Source organism: Companilactobacillus sp. RD055328 (assembly GCF_022835675.1).
Lineage (GTDB): Bacteria > Bacillota > Bacilli > Lactobacillales > Lactobacillaceae > BQUT01.
Window position 1 is genome coordinate 317,730 of sequence record NZ_BQUT01000005.1, and the last position, 18,202, is coordinate 335,931.

19 protein-coding genes are annotated in these 18,202 nt (G+C 33.4%); 4 read left to right on the forward strand and 15 right to left on the reverse strand.

Annotated features, from left to right (window positions below):
- The first annotated feature begins 3 nt into the window (after positions 1–3).
- From RD055328_RS03685 to RD055328_RS03695, 3 genes are read left to right on the forward strand one after another with little or no spacing between them, the layout of a single operon-like run.
- The gene (locus RD055328_RS03685) at positions 4–750 is read left to right on the forward strand and encodes a DeoR/GlpR family DNA-binding transcription regulator (protein ID WP_244087454.1); all 747 of its coding nucleotides are present in this window, start codon (positions 4–6) and stop codon (positions 748–750) included.
- Entirely contained in the window at positions 750–1,664 is a 915-nt protein-coding gene (gene pfkB / locus RD055328_RS03690; RefSeq protein WP_244087455.1) for a 1-phosphofructokinase, read from the forward strand. The genes RD055328_RS03685 and pfkB overlap by 1 nt, the downstream gene beginning before the upstream one ends.
- Before the next feature lie 11 nt (positions 1,665–1,675).
- A complete protein-coding gene (locus RD055328_RS03695; RefSeq protein WP_244087456.1) occupies positions 1,676–3,571 on the forward strand; it encodes a fructose-specific PTS transporter subunit EIIC in 1,896 nt (631 codons plus the stop codon).
- Between the two features lie 36 nt (positions 3,572–3,607).
- Here RD055328_RS03695 and RD055328_RS03700 read toward each other — a convergent pair whose 3' ends face one another.
- The 6 genes from RD055328_RS03700 to uvrC all read right to left on the reverse strand — a co-directional run bounded on the left by RD055328_RS03700 (position 3,608) and on the right by uvrC (position 8,164).
- The gene (locus tag RD055328_RS03700) at positions 3,608–4,366 is read right to left on the reverse strand and encodes a hypothetical protein (protein WP_244087457.1); all 759 of its coding nucleotides are present in this window, start codon (positions 4,364–4,366) and stop codon (positions 3,608–3,610) included.
- Complete coding sequence (locus RD055328_RS03705) at positions 4,366–5,070, reverse strand: ABC transporter ATP-binding protein (protein ID WP_244087458.1); 705 nt, start codon at positions 5,068–5,070, stop codon at positions 4,366–4,368. Before RD055328_RS03705 ends, RD055328_RS03700 begins: the two co-directional genes overlap by 1 nt.
- A complete protein-coding gene (locus RD055328_RS03710; protein WP_244087459.1) occupies positions 5,063–5,431 on the reverse strand; it encodes a GntR family transcriptional regulator in 369 nt (122 codons plus the stop codon). Before RD055328_RS03710 ends, RD055328_RS03705 begins: the two co-directional genes overlap by 8 nt.
- A gap of 92 nt (positions 5,432–5,523) precedes the next feature.
- Positions 5,524–5,700 (reverse strand): hypothetical protein, encoded by a 177-nt coding sequence (locus RD055328_RS03715; RefSeq protein WP_244087460.1) that lies wholly within the window; start codon positions 5,698–5,700, stop codon positions 5,524–5,526.
- On the reverse strand, positions 5,700–6,356 hold the full coding sequence (locus RD055328_RS03720; RefSeq protein WP_244087461.1) for an NAD(P)H-dependent oxidoreductase: 657 nt from the start codon (positions 6,354–6,356) through the stop codon (positions 5,700–5,702). The genes RD055328_RS03715 and RD055328_RS03720 overlap by 1 nt, the downstream gene beginning before the upstream one ends.
- 2 nt (positions 6,357–6,358) lie before the next feature.
- Entirely contained in the window at positions 6,359–8,164 is a 1,806-nt protein-coding gene (gene uvrC, locus RD055328_RS03725) for an excinuclease ABC subunit UvrC (RefSeq protein WP_244087462.1), read from the reverse strand.
- A gap of 116 nt (positions 8,165–8,280) precedes the next feature.
- Between uvrC and RD055328_RS03730 the strand changes: the two genes are divergently transcribed.
- Positions 8,281–8,424 carry an SPJ_0845 family protein gene (locus RD055328_RS03730; protein ID WP_244087463.1) on the forward strand — a complete coding sequence of 48 codons (144 nt, stop codon included), beginning with the start codon at positions 8,281–8,283 and terminating at the stop codon, positions 8,422–8,424.
- Between the two features lie 304 nt (positions 8,425–8,728).
- Here RD055328_RS03730 and add read toward each other — a convergent pair whose 3' ends face one another.
- The 9 genes from add to pyrF all read right to left on the reverse strand — a co-directional run bounded on the left by add (position 8,729) and on the right by pyrF (position 18,174).
- Entirely contained in the window at positions 8,729–9,757 is a 1,029-nt protein-coding gene (gene add, locus RD055328_RS03735) for an adenosine deaminase (protein WP_244087464.1), read from the reverse strand.
- 193 nt (positions 9,758–9,950) lie between these two features.
- Positions 9,951–10,376, reverse strand: coding sequence for a universal stress protein (locus RD055328_RS03740; RefSeq protein ID WP_244087465.1), 426 nt, complete (start codon positions 10,374–10,376; stop codon positions 9,951–9,953).
- 14 nt (positions 10,377–10,390) lie between these two features.
- Positions 10,391–11,959: an Nramp family divalent metal transporter gene (locus RD055328_RS03745; protein WP_244087466.1), complete on the reverse strand. Its 1,569-nt coding sequence runs from the start codon at positions 11,957–11,959 to the stop codon at positions 10,391–10,393.
- Between the two features lie 240 nt (positions 11,960–12,199).
- Positions 12,200–12,655 (reverse strand): low molecular weight protein-tyrosine-phosphatase, encoded by a 456-nt coding sequence (locus RD055328_RS03750; RefSeq protein WP_244087467.1) that lies wholly within the window; start codon positions 12,653–12,655, stop codon positions 12,200–12,202.
- Between the two features lie 212 nt (positions 12,656–12,867).
- The gene (locus RD055328_RS03755) at positions 12,868–14,205 is read right to left on the reverse strand and encodes a M20 family metallopeptidase (RefSeq protein ID WP_244087468.1); all 1,338 of its coding nucleotides are present in this window, start codon (positions 14,203–14,205) and stop codon (positions 12,868–12,870) included.
- Between the two features lie 12 nt (positions 14,206–14,217).
- The gene (locus tag RD055328_RS03760) at positions 14,218–15,720 is read right to left on the reverse strand and encodes a YfcC family protein (protein WP_244087469.1); all 1,503 of its coding nucleotides are present in this window, start codon (positions 15,718–15,720) and stop codon (positions 14,218–14,220) included.
- Positions 15,721–15,860: 140 nt separating this feature from the next.
- The gene (locus RD055328_RS03765; RefSeq protein WP_244087470.1) at positions 15,861–16,847 is read right to left on the reverse strand and encodes a quinone-dependent dihydroorotate dehydrogenase; all 987 of its coding nucleotides are present in this window, start codon (positions 16,845–16,847) and stop codon (positions 15,861–15,863) included.
- Entirely contained in the window at positions 16,844–17,476 is a 633-nt protein-coding gene (gene pyrE, locus RD055328_RS03770) for an orotate phosphoribosyltransferase (RefSeq protein WP_244087471.1), read from the reverse strand. The genes RD055328_RS03765 and pyrE overlap by 4 nt, the downstream gene beginning before the upstream one ends.
- The gene (pyrF, locus tag RD055328_RS03775) at positions 17,476–18,174 is read right to left on the reverse strand and encodes an orotidine-5'-phosphate decarboxylase (RefSeq protein ID WP_244087472.1); all 699 of its coding nucleotides are present in this window, start codon (positions 18,172–18,174) and stop codon (positions 17,476–17,478) included. The genes pyrE and pyrF overlap by 1 nt, the downstream gene beginning before the upstream one ends.
- Positions 18,175–18,202: the final 28 nt, after the last annotated feature.

Here is an 18,202-nt window from a genome sequence, read left to right on the forward strand (position 1 = left end):
AAAGTGCTTACAGAACAACGTTATCAATATATATTGAATAGTCTAAAAAAAGACGGCATTGTTAAATTACAGAGCTTAATTAATGGTACTGGAGCTTCTGAGTCGACATTAAGACGTGATTTACAAGAACTTGAAGACGATCATCAATTACAGCGTATTCATGGTGGAGCTAAGCGAATTATCTCCGCTAATGAAGAGCGAACTGTCTTTGAACGTTCAAATCTTAATCATGTCGAAAAAAACTCAATTGCTAAACTTGCTACTACTCTTATTGAAGATGGCGATGTGATTTTTCTTGATTCAGGAACATCAACTAAAGAAGTAATTCAATACTTAACAGCTTTTAAAAATATTTTAGTTGTTACCAACAGTATTGACAATGCTTCCCTATTAGCTGATTACCAAATTAAAACTTATTTGCCTAGTGGTATATTAAAACATTCTACTAAAGCTTTAGTTGGTGCCCCATTAGTTGAATCACTTGAGAAATACCGTTTTGATATTGCGTTATTAGGTACTAATGGTTTTTCTCTTGAAGCTGGATTTACTACACCAGACCCTGAGGAAGCTACAGTTAAATCATTAGCCATTAAGAATGCTAAGAAATCATTCGTGCTAGCTGACAAAGAAAAATTCAATCAAGATGCTTTTTGTCAATTTGCAACGTTTGAAGATAGTACTCTAATTACCAATAATGTCGATAAAGACTTATCACACTTAGTTAATTTTAATATTTTGGAGGTTCATTAATGATCTATACAGTTACAGCCAATCCATCGATTGATTATATTGTTCAAATCAATCAAATAAATATCGGTGAAATTAATCGTTCACATTATGACGCTAAATTACCCGGTGGTAAAGGAATCAATGTGACAAGAATTCTTAAAGAATTAGGAGCAGACTCAACCGCACTAGGTTTTGTTGGTAATGCTACCGGAGCAATGTTTGAGAAATTATTAGAAACCCATCATTTAATTACTGATTTTACCCAAGTAAAAGACGATACTCGCATTAACGTTAAAGTTAAAGCAGATGATAATGAAACAGAAATTAACGGAACCGGTCCCAATATTTCTACTCAAGAACAAGAAGAATTGTTGAATCAAATCCGTCAATTAACTTCTGAAGATATCGTAATAGTATCGGGTAGTTTAGCTAGAGGTTTAACACCTAATTTTTACTTAGAAATCGCAAAAATTGCTAATGAACGAAATGCCGAGTTTGTTATTGATACAACCGGTCAATCATTATTAGAAACACTAACTTATCAACCATTTGTTATTAAGCCTAATCATCATGAACTAGCCGAACTATTTAATGTAGAACTAAAAAACGATAGCGACATTATTATATATGCTAAGAAGTTACTTCAATTAGGAGCTAAGAATGTTTTAGTATCAATGGCTGGTGATGGTGCAATCTTAGTTACACCTGAACATAATTATAAGTGCAACGCACCTAAAGGAACTGTAATTAATTCTGTAGGTGCTGGTGACTCGATGATCGCAGGCTTTGTGGGAACATATATGCAAACTCATGATTTCACAGAAAGCTTCAAAAAAAGTGCTGCCTGCGGGAGTGCAACAGCATTTAGTGAAGACCTGGCAACTAAAGATAAAATCGATGAAATTTATTCACAAATCACTGTAAGTGAGATATAAGGAGAACAATTATGGATTTGAAAGAATTGTTATTAAAAGATGCAATGATTTTAGATTTGCAAGCAACAACTAAAGAAGCCGCTCTTATCGAAATGGTTGATAAACTGGCTGAAGTTGATGTTATTAATGATAAAAAATTATATTTAAAAGATATTCTTGCTCGAGAAGCAGAAACAAGTACTGGTATTGGTGATGGAATTGCTATGCCCCATGCCCATGACAAAGCTGTTAATCGTGCTACAGTATTATTTGCTAAAAGTAAGTCCGGTGTTGATTTTGATGCATTAGATGGTCAACCTGTTAAATTATTCTTCATGATTGCCGCACCAGAAGGTGCAGATAACGTTCATTTGCAAGCACTAGCCCAACTATCTTCATTATTAATAGATCCTGAATTAATTAAGAAATTAAAAGCTGTTCGTAGTGCTAATGGCGTTCAAAGAGTATTCACTGAAGCTCAAAAAGAAAAAGAAGCCAAAGAACAAGTAGCCACAACAAGTGTTACTGATGATAGTAAGCCATTCTTTGTCGCTGTTTCTGCTTGTCCTAATGGAATTGCTCATACTTACATGGCTGAAGAAGCCTTGAAAAAAGCTGCAGAAAAATTAAACGTAAATATCAAAGTTGAAACAAATGGTTCTGAAGGTGTTAAGAACAAGTTAACAGCTGATGATATAGCCAAAGCTGATGGTGTTATTATCACAGCTGATAAAAAAGTCGAAATGGCTCGTTTTGATGGTAAAAAACTTCAAAACAAACCAGTTATCGACGGTATCAACAAACCTGAAGAACTTGTTCAAAATGCTATTGATGGCAAGAGCTCTATCTATCATTCAAATGGTGAAGAATCTTCTGAAGAGTCAACTGAAGATAAGAAATCACTTGGTTCAAGAGTCTATGCTGATCTAATGAACGGTATTTCAAATATGCTACCTTTTGTTGTTGGTGGTGGTATTTTAATGGCAATTTCTTTCTTATTAGAAAACTCAGTTGGTGCTCATTCAACTTCTTTCTTGTTCTTTAATAACTTAGGAAATTATGCTTTCCAATTCTTAATCCCGGTATTAGCAGCATATATAGCCCAAGCAATTGGTGATCGCCCTGCTTTAATGCCTGGTTTTGTTGGTGGTTTTATGGCATCACAAGCAACTGCAAGTTTCATCCCTTCTAAAAGTCCTGCTGGCTTCATTGGTGGATTACTTGCCGGATTCATTGCTGGTATTACAATTAACTGGCTTAAAAAAGTCTTCAAGAACTTACCTAAGAATCTTGAAGGTTTAAAACCAATGTTGATTTATCCTATTCTAGGATTATTGATTGTTGGAGCAATCATGTACTTCGCTGTTGACCCTGTCTTCGCCGTTGTTAATCAAGCTATCACAACATTCTTAAACCATATGGGAACTGGTAATGCAGTTATTCTTGGTGCATTACTTGCTGGTATGATGGCTTTAGATATGGGTGGCCCTTTCAACAAAGCCGCATATACCTTTGCTATTGGTGCCTTCACTGCTACAAACAACGGAACATTAATGGCCGCCGTTATGGTTGGTGGGATGATTCCTCCGTTAGCAATTGCAATTGCTACAACTTTCTGGAGAAATAAGTTTACAGAACAAGAACGTCAAGCTGGATTCAGTAATTACATTTTAGGCGCTGCATTTATTACTGAAGGTGCTATTCCATTCGCTGCTGGAGATCCTCTAAGAGTAATCGTTTCTAGTGTGATTGGTTCTGCCATCGGTGGTGGTTTAACACAATTATGGAAGATTAATATTCCCGCTCCTCATGGTGGTGTGTTCGTTAGTCCTCTTGCTAATAGTCCATTATTATATCTATTAGCTGTTATCATTGGTGCTATCATTGCTGGTATTATCTATGGAATTTGGAAACCAAAGAACAATTAATCTATAATAAAAAAGAACTCCTAAAGGAGTTCTTTTTTATTTGCTTGTTTCGACAAAACGTAACAAATTCATATTAATAACAACAAAAATAATTATTTCAATAATCACTTGCATAATAGAATAAGATAGATCATTAATATCCCCTGTCCAGTCAACCCCCGGAAGCCATCCAGCAATATCAACATAACTGCTAACTTTGTAAATTAGAAAAATAGCAATAGCATACACAATCCATTTAACAATTTTTTGCTTACCGCCAGGAATAAAGCTGGTGATAACAGATCCGAGAATATTAATTGTATTACACATTATCATTCCAAAAATAAAAATACTAAAAATTAAAAATAATGCTAATAACATCATGATGATTTCATTGAAATGAATATCAGAAAACATCCTTGAGATCATTTTTTTATCGGCAATTATTAAAACGCTAGATCCAAGAATAATCAAATCAATTAAACAAATATACATAAAACCGAATACTGTGCTCAAGAAACTTCCCATATATAACTTAATATCTGAAATTGGAATAAGTCGAAAACGGTTTGAATTAACTTCCAAATTCATAAAAGAGATTAAATAAACAATACTAACAATTCCTAAAGCTATCAGTGAACCCATCTCAATAGCAGTTACATTCGCAAGTGTTTTATCATTACTACCCATGTTACCCTTAAAAAAATCATACAAACAACTACCAATGATAACTGAGATTTGAACCAATATTATCTGATTCATTAATTTAATTCGTTTAACTGTCATCTGTTTTAAAACACTACCAAAACTCGTCATTACTTATCCTCCCAGTAAATGTTTTCGAAATATTCTTCTATAGATTTACCTTGTTCATTACGAATATCATCCGTTTTTACATGTTCATAAATTCCATAATCTTTCATGATGATTATTTCATCTACAACATTTTCGATTTCTGATAAATGATGACTGCTGACAATAACCGTTGAATTCTCATCAACCCATGTTAACAATCCCTTAATTATCTTGTCACGACTCATTACATCTATTCCACTAAACGGTTCATCAAGTAAATATAAGGCAACCTGTCTTGATAATGTTAAGGCAATTACTAATCTTTCCTTCATACCTTTTGATAAGCTGCTTAAATTATTATTACAATCAACATCCAAAAATGCTGCTATTTCATCAAATTTCTCTTCAGAGAAGTCAGGGTAAACTTGAGAATAGAACTTTTCAATATCACGAATTTTTGTACGTTTTGAAAAACCTTCTAATTGATCCGAAAAACTCACCATTGTCTTCTTTTCTTCTGGTTTTGTTTTTCCATCAATTGTAATTTCACCACGATAGTTTTTTGCAACACTTGCAATCAAACGTAATAGCGTTGTTTTACCAATACCATTCTCACCAGCCAGTGCGATAAAATGCCCTGCTTGTACTTCTAAATTAATTTCACGCAAAATTAATTTTTGATTTATTCTATAACTCAGATTTTTTATTTCTAATAAATTACTCATCCCGTTTCTCCTTCATGAAGTTTTGAATATGGTAAATAACTTCTTGATCACTCAACCCCATCTCGGTTAAGTCATTGTACATTTCTTCAATAACCGAATTAATTCTAGATCCTTCTAGATTATCAATAATCTCTATATCTTCAGTTATAAAATTTCCTAATCCGCGCTTAGTAACAAGTACTCCCTCAGCTATCAATTCAGTCAGTGCCCGTTGCATTGTGTTCATATTGACTTCAAATTCAATTGAAAAGTCTCTAACTGACGAAACTTTTTGTCCCATCTTATACTGACCAGAAATAATACGACTGTTAATAATATCTTTAATTTGAATAAAAATCGGAATATTGTCTTTAAACTTCATCTATTATTATCTCCTTTTTGTGTACCACCATACTAATACACTATAGAATTGTTTGCAAGGAAAAAATAAAAAAGACACTCTACGAGTGTCTTTTACCATCCTTTATGATTCCAAATACGACCATCAAGCTCACCTTGTTTTTGTTCGATTCGAGTTGCTAATTCATCAGCAAGCTTATCAAGCTCATGATAAAAAGCTCGCTTCTCATATGACTTAGCTTCTGTCTGCAGTTTAGTGGCTTGTTCTTTTATCCAGTTAATCTCATCCATTAGCCTTCACCATCATCTTCTCTCATTGTTTTAACTTGCCAAGATAAATCATTTAATTCATTCTTTTTTGCTAATAATGTGTCAGCAAGTAAATCTTGCCCATCATCTTTAAGCCTTTTTATAAACCAATTCAATCTACCATCAAAATTATCATCAATTTGTTGCAAATAACATTGATAATCCACTACCAAAGCTTGTTTTTGTTCATTTGTGAAATACTCAAACTGATTAATAACTAATGGTCGAAGATAACTCATTTGTAACTTATTAGCGGTCATTTCAAATGGTTTTAACATTTCAGAAATCGTAAATTTTTCATTGCCGCCAGCTTGAAATTGCTTATCAGAAATTCCAGTTGAGACAACAATTCCAAATTCTTTGTTTGCTAATGGTTTTTGACCAGCAAAAATAAAATCACCATCTAAGACTTCATCCATCCACTTCTTAAGAGCAGCTGGCGCCGTATACCAATATAATGGAAATTGGAGAATTATCCGTTCATTTTCTATCAATAATTGTCGTTCATGTTCAATATCTATATCATCTACTACTTCATGCCAAGTCACTTCTTCATCAAGTGGAAAACTAGCTTTCAAAAAATTCTGAGTAGCTGATTCATTAATATCTGGATGACTAACGATAACTAGTGTTTTCATGATTATTTCCTTTTCTTTGGTGTGGTCGATAATGATAATTTGATTGTTTGTGCTACTTGTTTAGAAACACCTAATGACATTAAATCATCAAGTGGGGCCTCTTTGATTTTTTTAACTGAGCCGAATTTCTTTAAAAGTTTAGTTCGAGTTTTAGGGCCTACACCTTTAATGCTTTCAAGTTGTGAAGATAGTGCGTTTTTACTTCTAGTTTGTCGATGGAAAGTTATTGCAAAACGGTGAACTTCGTCTTGAATTCTCTGCAATAGGTAGAATCCTTGACTTTTAACATCAAGATCAACTGCGGTTCCATCTTCACCAACAATTAAATGCGAAGTATTATGCTTATCGTTCTTAACCATACCAGCAACGGGAATTGATACTCCTAGTTCGTTTTCCAATACGTCCATTGCAGCTCGTAATTCAATTATCCCACCATCCATTAATATTAGATCTGGTAGTGGCTTCTCTTCTTTAATCAAACGAGAGTAGCGACGATAAATAACTTCACGAGTGTTGGCAGCTTCATCTGATCCTTTTTGATGTTCCACTTCACCTTTGATTTTGTACTTACGATATTCATTTTTATAGGGATGTCCATCTTTAAAAACAACCATTGCCGAAACTGGGCTTGTTCCTTGAATATGTGAATGGTCAAAAGATTCAATAATATGCCCGTATGAAAGACCTAACGCTTCAAATATTTCTTCTTGAGCACCAAATGTCTTACGATTATCTAATTCCATTAATCGGAATTTTTCTTCCAATACTAGTTTGGAATTTTTATATGCCATATCTAATAAATCACGTTTTTGTCCACGTTGTGGAGTTCTAAAAGGTACCTGTAAAATATCTTCCATAACCGAAGTATCAATATCTTTGGGTACCAGAATTTCTTTTGGCAAAACGTTATTCTTACGATTATAGAATTGTAGAATGAATGTCTGTAATTCTTCTTCAGGCGTGTTGATGCATGGAAAGATACGTTTCTCACGTTTCATTAATTTAGCCTGACGAATGAAGAATACTTGAATAGAAATCCAACCTTTTTCAACATAGAAATTAAAAATATCACGTGGTGTATTATCGTTAGAAATGATTTTTTGTTTTTCAACTGTTGCTTCAATGTAGTGAATTTGATCGCGAATATCAGCGGCACGTTCGAATTGTAATTTTTGAGAAGCTTCAAGCATTTCTTCATTTAATTCTTTTTTAACAGCTGAAACATTTCCATTTAAGAAACTGATAATTTTTTCTATTTGTGAATCATATAATTCTTTTGGTACATCTTTGAAACAAGCGCCTAAACATTGATCCATATGATAATACAAACAAGGACGTCCAAGATTCCCTTGGCATCTACGTAATGGATAAACTTTTTGTAAAAAATGCAACGTTTCTTCAGCAGCATAAACATTGGGATATGGGCCAAAGTAATTAGCACCATCTTTTTTTACTTGTCCCGTAATTAACATCGTGGGATTGCGTTCTTTAGTAATTTTAATGTAAGGATACCCAGTACCCTTCTTAAGCTTAATATTGTAATAAGGTTGGTGTTTTTGAATTAAGGTAATTTCTAATAAGAAGGCTTCCTTATCAGTGGAAGTAATAATTGTTTCAAAGTCGACTATTTCAGAAACCAATCGTGCAGTTTTTCCTTCATGAGCACTCTTAAAGTAAGAACGAACACGATTTTTTAAATTTTTAGCTTTACCAACATAAATAATTTTCGAATTAAGATCTTTCATCAAATAACAACCAGGTTGAGCTGGTAGTAAAGATAATTTTCGTTCTAAATGTTCACTAGCCATGTTCTTCCCCCTGTTATTAACTTGCTTATTTTATTTTAGACTATTTTGGAATAGTTTCAAGAATTGCGATTTCAAAAAATATCAGTTATTATTATGGAGAAAGATGAGGGGTAATTATGGGACTAACAGTTAAACAAGAAAACAATTTTGGTGAATTATTCGATAAATTCGCATCATTGCCTGATGACGTTAAAAAAAATGTCGATCGTGTTAAAGATGCCGATAAGAAATCAAAAGAAAATAAAAAAGAAGATAAATAAAAAGTAGCGAATCAATTGATTCGCTACTTTTTTTATATTTCTTAAATTCCTTAGAATTTAAAGTTCAACTTGTTAATGTTTTTAATATATACCATATATTCAACTAAAACCAACAAGCCAATTCCTGCAAATAACATCATAATGTTATCCTCCTGCTATATTAGATTAGATTGGATACTATTTCTCTTTCCATAATCAAATCTAACACCTTAAATACACATTAGCAAATTAACTTTCATCTAATTTTTGACGCCCATAAATAGGCGTTTTAGGCCATAAATCAGTCAATTATTAGAAGATAAAATTATTTGTTGAAAGTTTCTACATATTCATCAACTTGTTGTAAATAAATTTCTTTCATTTCGTTTGATATCCAAGATGCTTTAAAAGAGTTTTTGGCCAATTTTATTACTTGTTCTTCACTCAAATTATTATTATTAATGAGCTCCAAATAATTATCGACTATGTAGCCTCCAAAGTATGCTGGATCATCTGAATTTATCGTTACCAAAACATCTTTTTCTAACAAATCAATAACTTCTTTTCCCTTGTTATCACTTTTACCATTATTCATTGTCACTAAAGAATTCGACAACGGACATGAAGTTAATCCAACCTGAGTTTTCGCAACCCACTCAACTAAATCAGCATCTTCTACAATATTAGTTCCGTGATCAAGTCTTTGAACGCCAATAACTTCTAGTGCATCTTTAATATGTTGTATCGAATTAAGTTGATCAACATCAGCATGCATAGTTTGCTTATATCCTTGAAGCATAGCATCGCTGAACTGACGAGCAAATTTCAATGGCGGATTATGATGTTCATCAGAGTCTAGTCCTACACCAGTAATCAAATGACGATATGGTTCGGCTTGTTTCAAAGTTTGGTCCGCAGATTTGGCAGAAAAATCACGCAAGAAACACATAATTAATTGTGCATCAATTCCAAAAGATCTGGCATCAGAAACTGCCCTACTCAAACCTTCAATTACTGTAGAAAATTCAATCCCTCTTGAAGTATGAGCTTGGGGATCAAAGAAAATTTCAGCATGTTTAATACCATTCTTCTTAGCTCGAACAAGATACTCCATGGCTAATTCATAAAAGTCTGACTCTGTTTGAAGCACTTCCATAGCTGGGTAATATACATTCAAAAATGACACTAGATCATTAAACTTCAAACTATTCTTTACATCCGCTATAGTTTTTTGATCTAATTCGATACCATTTTTTTTAGCAAGTTTTAGCTTTAATTCTGGTTCTAAAGTACCTTCAATATGAACATGTAGCTCTGCTTTTGGTAGATCTGTAACAAACTCTTTAGTTAACATAGATTTCCCTCCTGTAATAAAAACATTTTAACGAATAATTAAACAGTAGTAAACCGATAACATTCGTTATTAAGGAGAATTTATTTTTTTATATTAATATGATTCATTAAAAACCTGTAAATAGTCGCATATTGTTAAAATTAATTCAATTCCAAAATAAAAAGCAATGAGGATTTCCTCATTGCTTTTTATTTTATCTAACTACCAAAACTGATACTGGTGAATATTTCGCCATATAAGCAGCTTGGCTACCAAAGTATTTATTAATACCCCTTTTCGCCAATGAACCGACAATTAGCATATCCGGTTTAACTTGTGGAATGATTTTTTTAACAATTACTTCACCAGCTTTACCTTCACCAACAATAACGCTAACTTTGGCAACACCTTTTTCTTCTGCTTGTTTTTTATAGTCTTCAATATGTTTTTCTAATTCTGCTCGCTCGCCATGTATATAATCAATATCCATAGCTTGATAAACATTCATTTCATCACTTTCTAAAACAGATGCAATAACTAGTTCGGCCTTATGTTCAACAGCTTCTTTTATCGCATGGTCAAATGCTAAAAGCGCATCTGCTGAATCATCTACACCAACCAAAATTCTTTTGATTTCCATAGTAATTCCTCCTTTTATTCAAGACCAAGTTTTTCAGCATATTTCTTGTTACCTTTGTATAGTTCAAAGATTGTCCATACTAATAATGCTAAAACACCAATGATCAAAATATAAGCAATTAGATCAGCGATTTGAATTTCTGTACCTGTTGGATTTGCCCCAAAGAATGCCTCTAATTGTCCTGGCAAACCAATTAAATTCAAATAAGTAAGTCCTAAGACAGATATCCATCCTAAAGCTTTAATCCACAATGTATTCTTAAATCGATCACCCATTTCAACTCGACTATCAGTCATCATTAGTAATGGTAGCATCGAAAATGGTAATGCGAAGGCTAAGAATACTTGTGAGTTATTCATCAAGTCGTTCAAGGCAGCATGTTCTTCAATAGCACTCTTTCCGCTTGTCATCATTACACAAATAATTACAGGAATAACTGAAATTACACGTGTAATCAATCTTCTAGCCCAAAGTGGCATTCTCATATGAACAAAACCTTCCATAATTACTTGTCCCGTTAAGGTTCCAGTAATAGTTGAATTTTGTCCTGAAGCTAATAATGCTACGGCAAACAGAATAGAAAGTATTCCAGATTTAGCAACTCCAGCTAATACACTATTACTCAAAGTAGAACCATCAGATAAAGCTTGGAACAATCCAAAAAATGATGGATCTTTAACAGCGCCACTCTTAAATACAGCAACACCCATGATTAATAATAGTGCATTTACAAAGAATGCCAATGTTAATTGGATATTAGAATCCCAAGCTGAGAATCTAACAGTTTGTGCTACAGATTCTTCATCCTTATGATCTATTTCACGTGTTTGGGAAATAGCAGAGTGAAGATATAAATTATGAGGCATAACTGTTGCACCAATAATTCCTAACGCACCAGTTAATGGTGTTTGTCCACCGATATGTCTTGTTGATGAGAACGTATCAGCCGTTGGTACTAGTCCTTTTAATACTCCTGACCAATTTGGATCAGACAATGCAACTTGATAAACGAATACTAGTAAGATAACCAAAATCAAAGCAACAACTAAGGCTTCAATTTTTCTAAATCCTACTTTAGTTAATAATAGCAATAATAAAACATCGAGAACAGTTATTAGCACAGCAATTAATAATGGAATATTGAATAACAAATATAGAGCAATCGCTGCTCCAATAACTTCAGCAATATCCGTAGCCATAATAGCTAATTCTGTTAATATCCATAATACAATCCCCAAAGATTTACTTGTTCTAGCACGAATAGCTTGTGCTAAATCCATTTGACTCACAATGCCAAGCTTAGCTGCCATGTATTGTAACAACATCGCAATTAAGCTTGACATTAAGATGACTGACATCAATAGGTACTGGAAATTTTGACCTCCAGTGATTGAAGTTGACCAGTTACCTGGATCCATATATCCTACGGCAACTAATGCTCCTGGTCCTGAATAAGCAAATAATGTTTTCAAGAACCCCTTATCTTTTGGTACTTTAACGGTACCATTAATTTCTTCCAGTGATGGCCCATTCGCATATTCTATTAATTTATGCTTATGGGCAACCTTTTTTGAATCACTCATAGTAATTCTCCTTTCAAATTATTACTCCCTATTGTATGTCCTAAATATGAAATTATTCAACATTTTTTAGGATACCCTAAAAAATAACACACCCTAAACAAACGTATAAACCTTGATAAATCAACGCTTTAAATTATTAGGGTAACCTAAGTTTTTTTATAGAAATGGTAGACCGCTAACAGTAAATGATAAACAAAAAAGCGATATGTCTTATAGACATATCGCTTTTTTTCTTAATATTTATTCCGAAACTTTGTTAATCCACTTAGGTAAAACTTCAGCAAGTTGTTGATATGTTCTTTCAAAATTTTCATCATACCACGGATCTTGAATTTCGTATTGTTCATCAAGTACAGAAGTAGCCATATAAATTTTACTTTTTGCCTTATCATTTGGTGCCAGTTTAATTAAATCATCAATATTAGAATTATCCATTCCAATAATATAATCGAACTCTTCAAAATCATTATCTGTAATTTTGCGTGCGTAATGTTCAATCATCGGAACATTCTTTTCTTTTAACTTTGCTATTGTTCCATTATGAGGTGGGTTCCCTATTTCATAAGTGGAAGTTGCAGCTGACTGTATTTTAATCTGATCAGATAACTTTGCTTCTTTGACTAAATTAAACATCATCATTTCTGCCATTGGTGATCTACAAATATTACCTAAGCACACAAAAAGTATTGATTTCATGACTTTCTCCTTCACTTTTTAATTAATTATATCATGAATTAAATATTTTTTATCAAATAGCTTGCATTATAAAATTCTAATGATTATAATTAGTTTCAAATGGAAGATAATTTTCTCCATTTTAACTTAACACCTCGGTGTTCCCCCTAACACCAATTTTTTAGTATTTCCCCTAATGAAAAAGCTAACGAATTTCGTTAGCTTTTTTTGATTTATTTAATTAATAGTTGATACAGTGCTTCCGCATATATTTCCATTGCAGTTCGCATATCTTTTAGCGGCCAATTCTCATTAGCTTGATGCATGAAATCTGGAGTTGTTGTCAACATTGCACCGAAAGCAACACTATTCTTCATAGTACGAGCAAACGTTGCACCTCCTGAAATACCAGGTTGTGATTTTGTATCCCCTGTTATTTTGGCATATGAACTCATCAATGTATTAACTAGCTCACTGTCTTTTGGAACATACAATGGTTCAAGATAATCAAAATCTTCATATCTTAGACCAAATGGTGCTACTTTTTCTTCGATAGTTTTAATAAGATCATCGTGTTCTACTTTAACTGGAATACGCATGTCAATTTGCATACGTGATTCTTTTTCATTGATTTGTAGACTCGAAATATTAAATGTTAATTGACCAGAAACGTCGTCTTTTATCTCACCTAATATGTTTGATCCAGTAGCATCTTCACCAAATTGTTTGATGAATTCAAGAGCTTCAACTCCGTCAAAGACATCTGCCAAGGCAATTGCTAAACGTAAAACAGCATTAGTACCTTCTGGAGCATTCATAGCGTGAACAGAATTACCTTGAACTGTTAAGCCATCAGTATTTCTTTCGTATTCAAAACCATGATTTTTTAATGCAGATTCTACTTTATCTAGCTTTGGACCATTGTAGTTTGCTAATCCAGGAACCGCATTGAAAGCATTCATCAAATCAAGCTCTAGTTTATCAGTTCCAGGTCCAATCAAATATGATTGTTGAAGTCCTTTTTCAGCATAAACTAGTGGGAATTCAGCATCGGGTGCAATCCCCATGTCAATTCCACTTTCTTTTTGGTTATACTTATCCATGCCACGCCATAAGATTTCTTCATCAGTTCCAAATATAAATCTAATACGTTTATTAAATGTATATCCTTGATCTAAGAGAGCTTTTACTGTGAAAAGTGATGCAATAGTAGGGCCTTTATCATCTTGTGTACCACGGCCAAATAGTGAGCCATCTTTTTGTACTAATTCAAATGGATTAGTATCCCAAGCAGATAAGTCACCCGCAGGTACAACATCCACATGACAGATTAAGCCAAAGATTTCATCACCCTCGCCGATTTCCGCATAACCGTAATAACCCTCAGGGTCTTCGTAAGTTCTAAATCCTAATTCATCAGCGATTTTAATAATTTCATCTAATGCTAAGCGAATTCCTTTACCAAAAGGAGCATTAGGCTCAGCTTCTGTATTAAATGATGGTTGTGCAACCAAGCGTTCTAACGCTTTGATTGCTGAGTTTTGTATTTCATCTGTTATATAGTTAGTCATAAAAATTCCTCCTTAAATTAAGGTACAAATTACTAGATAAACCATAGTTACTAGAGCCAAAATCCCCATTAATTTTGCAGTATATTTCAACCAAGTAATAATATCAACATGAGCGATTGCTAAGGCACCCATAACAATTCCAGAAGTTGGTGTAATAATATTTACCCAACCAATAGCGCCTTGATAAGCAGTAATAATAAGATCAGGTGAAACACCAGAGAACTTACCAAGAGGTCCCATAATTCCCATTGTTGCAGCAGCAAGTCCTGATGTTGATGGAATTAAGAATGACATCGGAATATAGAAAATAAATGTCAATACGATGAAAACTCCTGATGGTAGATTTTGAAGTCCTTGTTCTCCAGCATGTAATACTGTGGCAGTAATATAACCATCATTCATTACAATTTGAATACCACGAGCAACTGCAATAACAATTGCAACACTTAAAAATTCACCCATTCCACCAAGAAATGCATCGATAAAGTCGCTCTCACGCATTCTATAAACAAACATGATTACTACCGACATGAATAAGAATAGCATTGTCATTTCACCGAAATACCATGTACCAAATGGTGCCATGTCACGCCCTAAGAAATCACCCACAAACGGAATTTTAACTATCCATTTTGTAATATCATCAAAGAAAGTCCACTTAGGGTTAATACTATTCCAAGGAACCAATCCAACAATCATTACGATAAATGTTGTAGCGAATAGCACTAGAACTGATTTTTGACGACCTGTCATATCTGCTTCATCTGTATCTTCTTTGATAGCAAACTCTTTTAAATCTTCTTCACGACGAGCATAGACATAAGATTTTTTAGGGTCTTTTTTTACTTTGTTTGCGTAACGCATAACATAAATAATACTGATTGATATTGTGATAATTAATAAGATTAAACGTTGAATTAATCCATCTCCAGGAGAGATATTTAAGCTTTGTGAAGCTACTCCTGTAGCAAACGGATTGACTGTTGATGCTAATATTCCGACTTGTGATCCAATAAGTGCAATTGATATTGCCACAAGTGAATCAAAACCAACACTAATCATAACGGCAATTAGAATTGGGTAGAAAGCAATAGTTTCTTCACCCATACCAAATGTTGAACCACCAATGGCAAAAAGAGTCATCAGAATAGGAATCAACAGTTTTTCTTTGCCAGCATACTTTTTCAAAGTAGCAGAAATTCCGTCATCTAGTGCTTTAGTCTTATTAACTACTCCTAAGAAGCCACCAATAACTAAAATAAATAATGAAATGGCAACTGTCCCATCGCCGTCAGCAGTTCCAACCATTCCTTTGATTGGAGCCATAAAGACATCCCATAATCCTTGTGGATTAGCGGCTGTTTTATGGTATGTATTAGCAATAATTTCTCCAGATTTTGTTGTCGCATATTGTCCCGCAGGAATGATCCAAGTCAAAACTGCGACTGCAATAATTAAGAAAAATAAAATTGTAAAAGATGAGGGCATTTGAAATTTTTTCTTATTTTTTAGCATAATCCACTTCCTTTTCCTGTAATGTATACGATTTATATATAAGCATACTGTAGAACATAGCATTAATAAAGGTAATTATTAAAATAAAATTAATTTTATATCAGAATAAAAAAACGCTAATATAAATTAGCGTTTTTTAGTTAGATAGTGTTAATAATATTCTTAAAAATACTTGGTCCTTCATATATCATTCCAGAATAAATTTGAATTAAATCCGCTCCTGCTTCTATTGCTAACTTAGCATCTTCTGCATTAAAAATGCCACCAGAATGCATAATTACTAAATCTTCACCATAATTTTCTTTTATGTATCTTACTTGTTTAAGTACCATCTTAAATAGCGGTTTACCACTCAATCCGCCAACTGCATTTTGGTTTTTTGATACTAGTGATTCTCTTTTTTTGGAGGTATTAGATAAAACTACTCCTTCAATTTCATTAACTACACTATCCAAACATTCTTTTAAGCTTTGGTTATCAAGATCACTACTAAATTTCAAAAAGATTGGTTTTGATGTTTTAATTTGATTTAAGAGTTCTACGATTACATCTTTTGTCTGTAAACTTTGGACTCCTTCTTGATTTGGACAGCTCAAATTTAAAGTGATGAAGTCACAAGACTGTTCTATTATTGAAACAGTTTCAGCCATTTCTTTTATCATTATTTCTGTTGATAATCCATGATTAGGAGCAACACTAAGACCGATAGTTGTTTCTGGCTTAACTTTAGCAATGCTGTCTCTGACTTTTTTTACTCCCACATTATTCAATCCCATATTATTAATCAGTGCTTTGTCTTCCGATAAACGATGTGCTCGCGGTTTCTTATTGCCGTCTTGAGGTCTCAATGTAACGCTACCTATTTCTACGAATCCAGCACCTAAAGCGGCTATCCCGTTATAGAACTCTCCGTTTTTATCAAATCCGGCAGCCATTCCAACTTTATTTTTATATTCAACATTACCGATAGTTACAGGATTATGCTCCTTAACTTTAAATAGTTGTTCTGTTAGTTTCATAAGTCTTGAACTTCTGTGAACTTTTGCTAGTCCATCCGCTACTAACTTATGATCTGTTTCTGGATCAAGCGCAAAAGCTATAGGTCGCATTATTCTGTATAAAATCAATTAGTTACACCATCCTTTAGGTCTTTATGCCATTTTTTTAATAGGGTTAATTCATCATCTGTTATGTAGTCAATTTCTCTTGCCGTTTTTATTAAGTCAGAAAAACTTGCTATGGTAATTAATTCAGTATTTTTATCAGCAAAATTTCTATCAGCTTCATTTAATCCGTATGAGAATATTGCGGCAGTTCCAATTACATTTGCACCGGTATCTCTAATCGCATCTACAGTTTGTAAGATACTTCCACCCGTTGAGATTAAGTCATCTATTAAAACAACATTATCGCCAGCTTCGCATCTTCCTTCTATTTGTTTTCCTTTTCCATGATCCTTTGGTGTTGTTCGTACATAATTAAGTGGTAGTTGTAAGATATTAGCAACCTGTGTCGCATGTGGAATTCCTGCAGTTGCTACACCTCCAATTACGGTCACTTTTGGATAAGTTGCTCTGATTTTGTCTGCCAATAATTGTGCAATATTTTGTCTAATTTTTGGATAAGCAATAACGGCCCTATTATCTGTATAAATTGGCGATTTTAATCCACTAGCCCACGTATATGGATTATTAACATTTAACGAAATTGCTTTTATTTCTAATAAGTCTTTTATCAAATCAGTCGCTGTATACATTAACTCCACTCTCCTTTTATTTTTTTATATGTTAATAAAGGATCTTCACTTTTTATTATTGGTCTACCAATAACAATGCCATCACTGCCTAATTCTTTGGCAAGTTGGGGAGTCACTACTCTTTTTTGTTCATCATTACTTGCCCATGTTGGTCTTACTCCGGGATTAATACAAAGGAATTCTTTGCTTGTTTTTTCTTTTATTGTCGCTATTTCAAGCGCTGAAGAAATAACTCCATCTGCCCCGAATTTATAAGCTAACTGTGCCAAATTAGTTACATTCTCATTACTAGAATAATTGATGTGAAAATCGTCACGTAAATTAGTATCATTCAACGAAGTAAGTTGTGTAACAGCAAGTAACTTAGTGTTATTTTTATGACTTAACAAACCTCTTTTAGCAGCAGCTATCATTTCGCTCCCACCATTTGCATGAACTGTTAAATACTGAATATCCCACTGTGAAATAATGCGACAAGTTCTCTCAACAGTGTTAGGAATATCATTTAGTTTTAAGTCTAAAAACACTGAAATATCAAGATTTCTAATATCTTTAATAAATTCAACGCCATAATTGACAAACATTTCTAGGCCAATCTTCACAAATGGCTTTTCATCATTTTTTAATAGTTTGGAAATTAATGCCATACATTCTTCTTTGCTATCGTAATCAAGAGCAATAATGATCGGTCTACTCATCTTTTACCTCATACTGTTTATATTTACG

Coding starts and splice junctions, on each gene's coding strand:
- pfkB (WP_244087455.1), top strand. CDS start 750: ATGATCTATACAGTTACAGCCAATCCATCGATTGATTATATTGTTCAA.
- RD055328_RS03695 (WP_244087456.1), top strand. CDS start 1,676: ATGGATTTGAAAGAATTGTTATTAAAAGATGCAATGATTTTAGATTTG.
- RD055328_RS03700 (WP_244087457.1), bottom strand. CDS start 4,366: ATGACGAGTTTTGGTAGTGTTTTAAAACAGATGACAGTTAAACGAATT.
- RD055328_RS03705 (WP_244087458.1), bottom strand. CDS start 5,070: ATGAGTAATTTATTAGAAATAAAAAATCTGAGTTATAGAATAAATCAA.
- RD055328_RS03710 (WP_244087459.1), bottom strand. CDS start 5,431: ATGAAGTTTAAAGACAATATTCCGATTTTTATTCAAATTAAAGATATT.
- RD055328_RS03715 (WP_244087460.1), bottom strand. CDS start 5,700: ATGGATGAGATTAACTGGATAAAAGAACAAGCCACTAAACTGCAGACA.
- RD055328_RS03720 (WP_244087461.1), bottom strand. CDS start 6,356: ATGAAAACACTAGTTATCGTTAGTCATCCAGATATTAATGAATCAGCT.
- uvrC (WP_244087462.1), bottom strand. CDS start 8,164: ATGGCTAGTGAACATTTAGAACGAAAATTATCTTTACTACCAGCTCAA.
- RD055328_RS03730 (WP_244087463.1), top strand. CDS start 8,281: ATGGGACTAACAGTTAAACAAGAAAACAATTTTGGTGAATTATTCGAT.
- add (WP_244087464.1), bottom strand. CDS start 9,757: ATGTTAACTAAAGAGTTTGTTACAGATCTACCAAAAGCAGAGCTACAT.
- RD055328_RS03740 (WP_244087465.1), bottom strand. CDS start 10,376: ATGGAAATCAAAAGAATTTTGGTTGGTGTAGATGATTCAGCAGATGCG.
- RD055328_RS03745 (WP_244087466.1), bottom strand. CDS start 11,959: ATGAGTGATTCAAAAAAGGTTGCCCATAAGCATAAATTAATAGAATAT.
- RD055328_RS03750 (WP_244087467.1), bottom strand. CDS start 12,655: ATGAAATCAATACTTTTTGTGTGCTTAGGTAATATTTGTAGATCACCA.
- RD055328_RS03755 (WP_244087468.1), bottom strand. CDS start 14,205: ATGACTAACTATATAACAGATGAAATACAAAACTCAGCAATCAAAGCG.
- RD055328_RS03760 (WP_244087469.1), bottom strand. CDS start 15,720: ATGCTAAAAAATAAGAAAAAATTTCAAATGCCCTCATCTTTTACAATT.
- pyrE (WP_244087471.1), bottom strand. CDS start 17,476: ATGTATACAGCGACTGATTTGATAAAAGACTTATTAGAAATAAAAGCA.
- pyrF (WP_244087472.1), bottom strand. CDS start 18,174: ATGAGTAGACCGATCATTATTGCTCTTGATTACGATAGCAAAGAAGAA.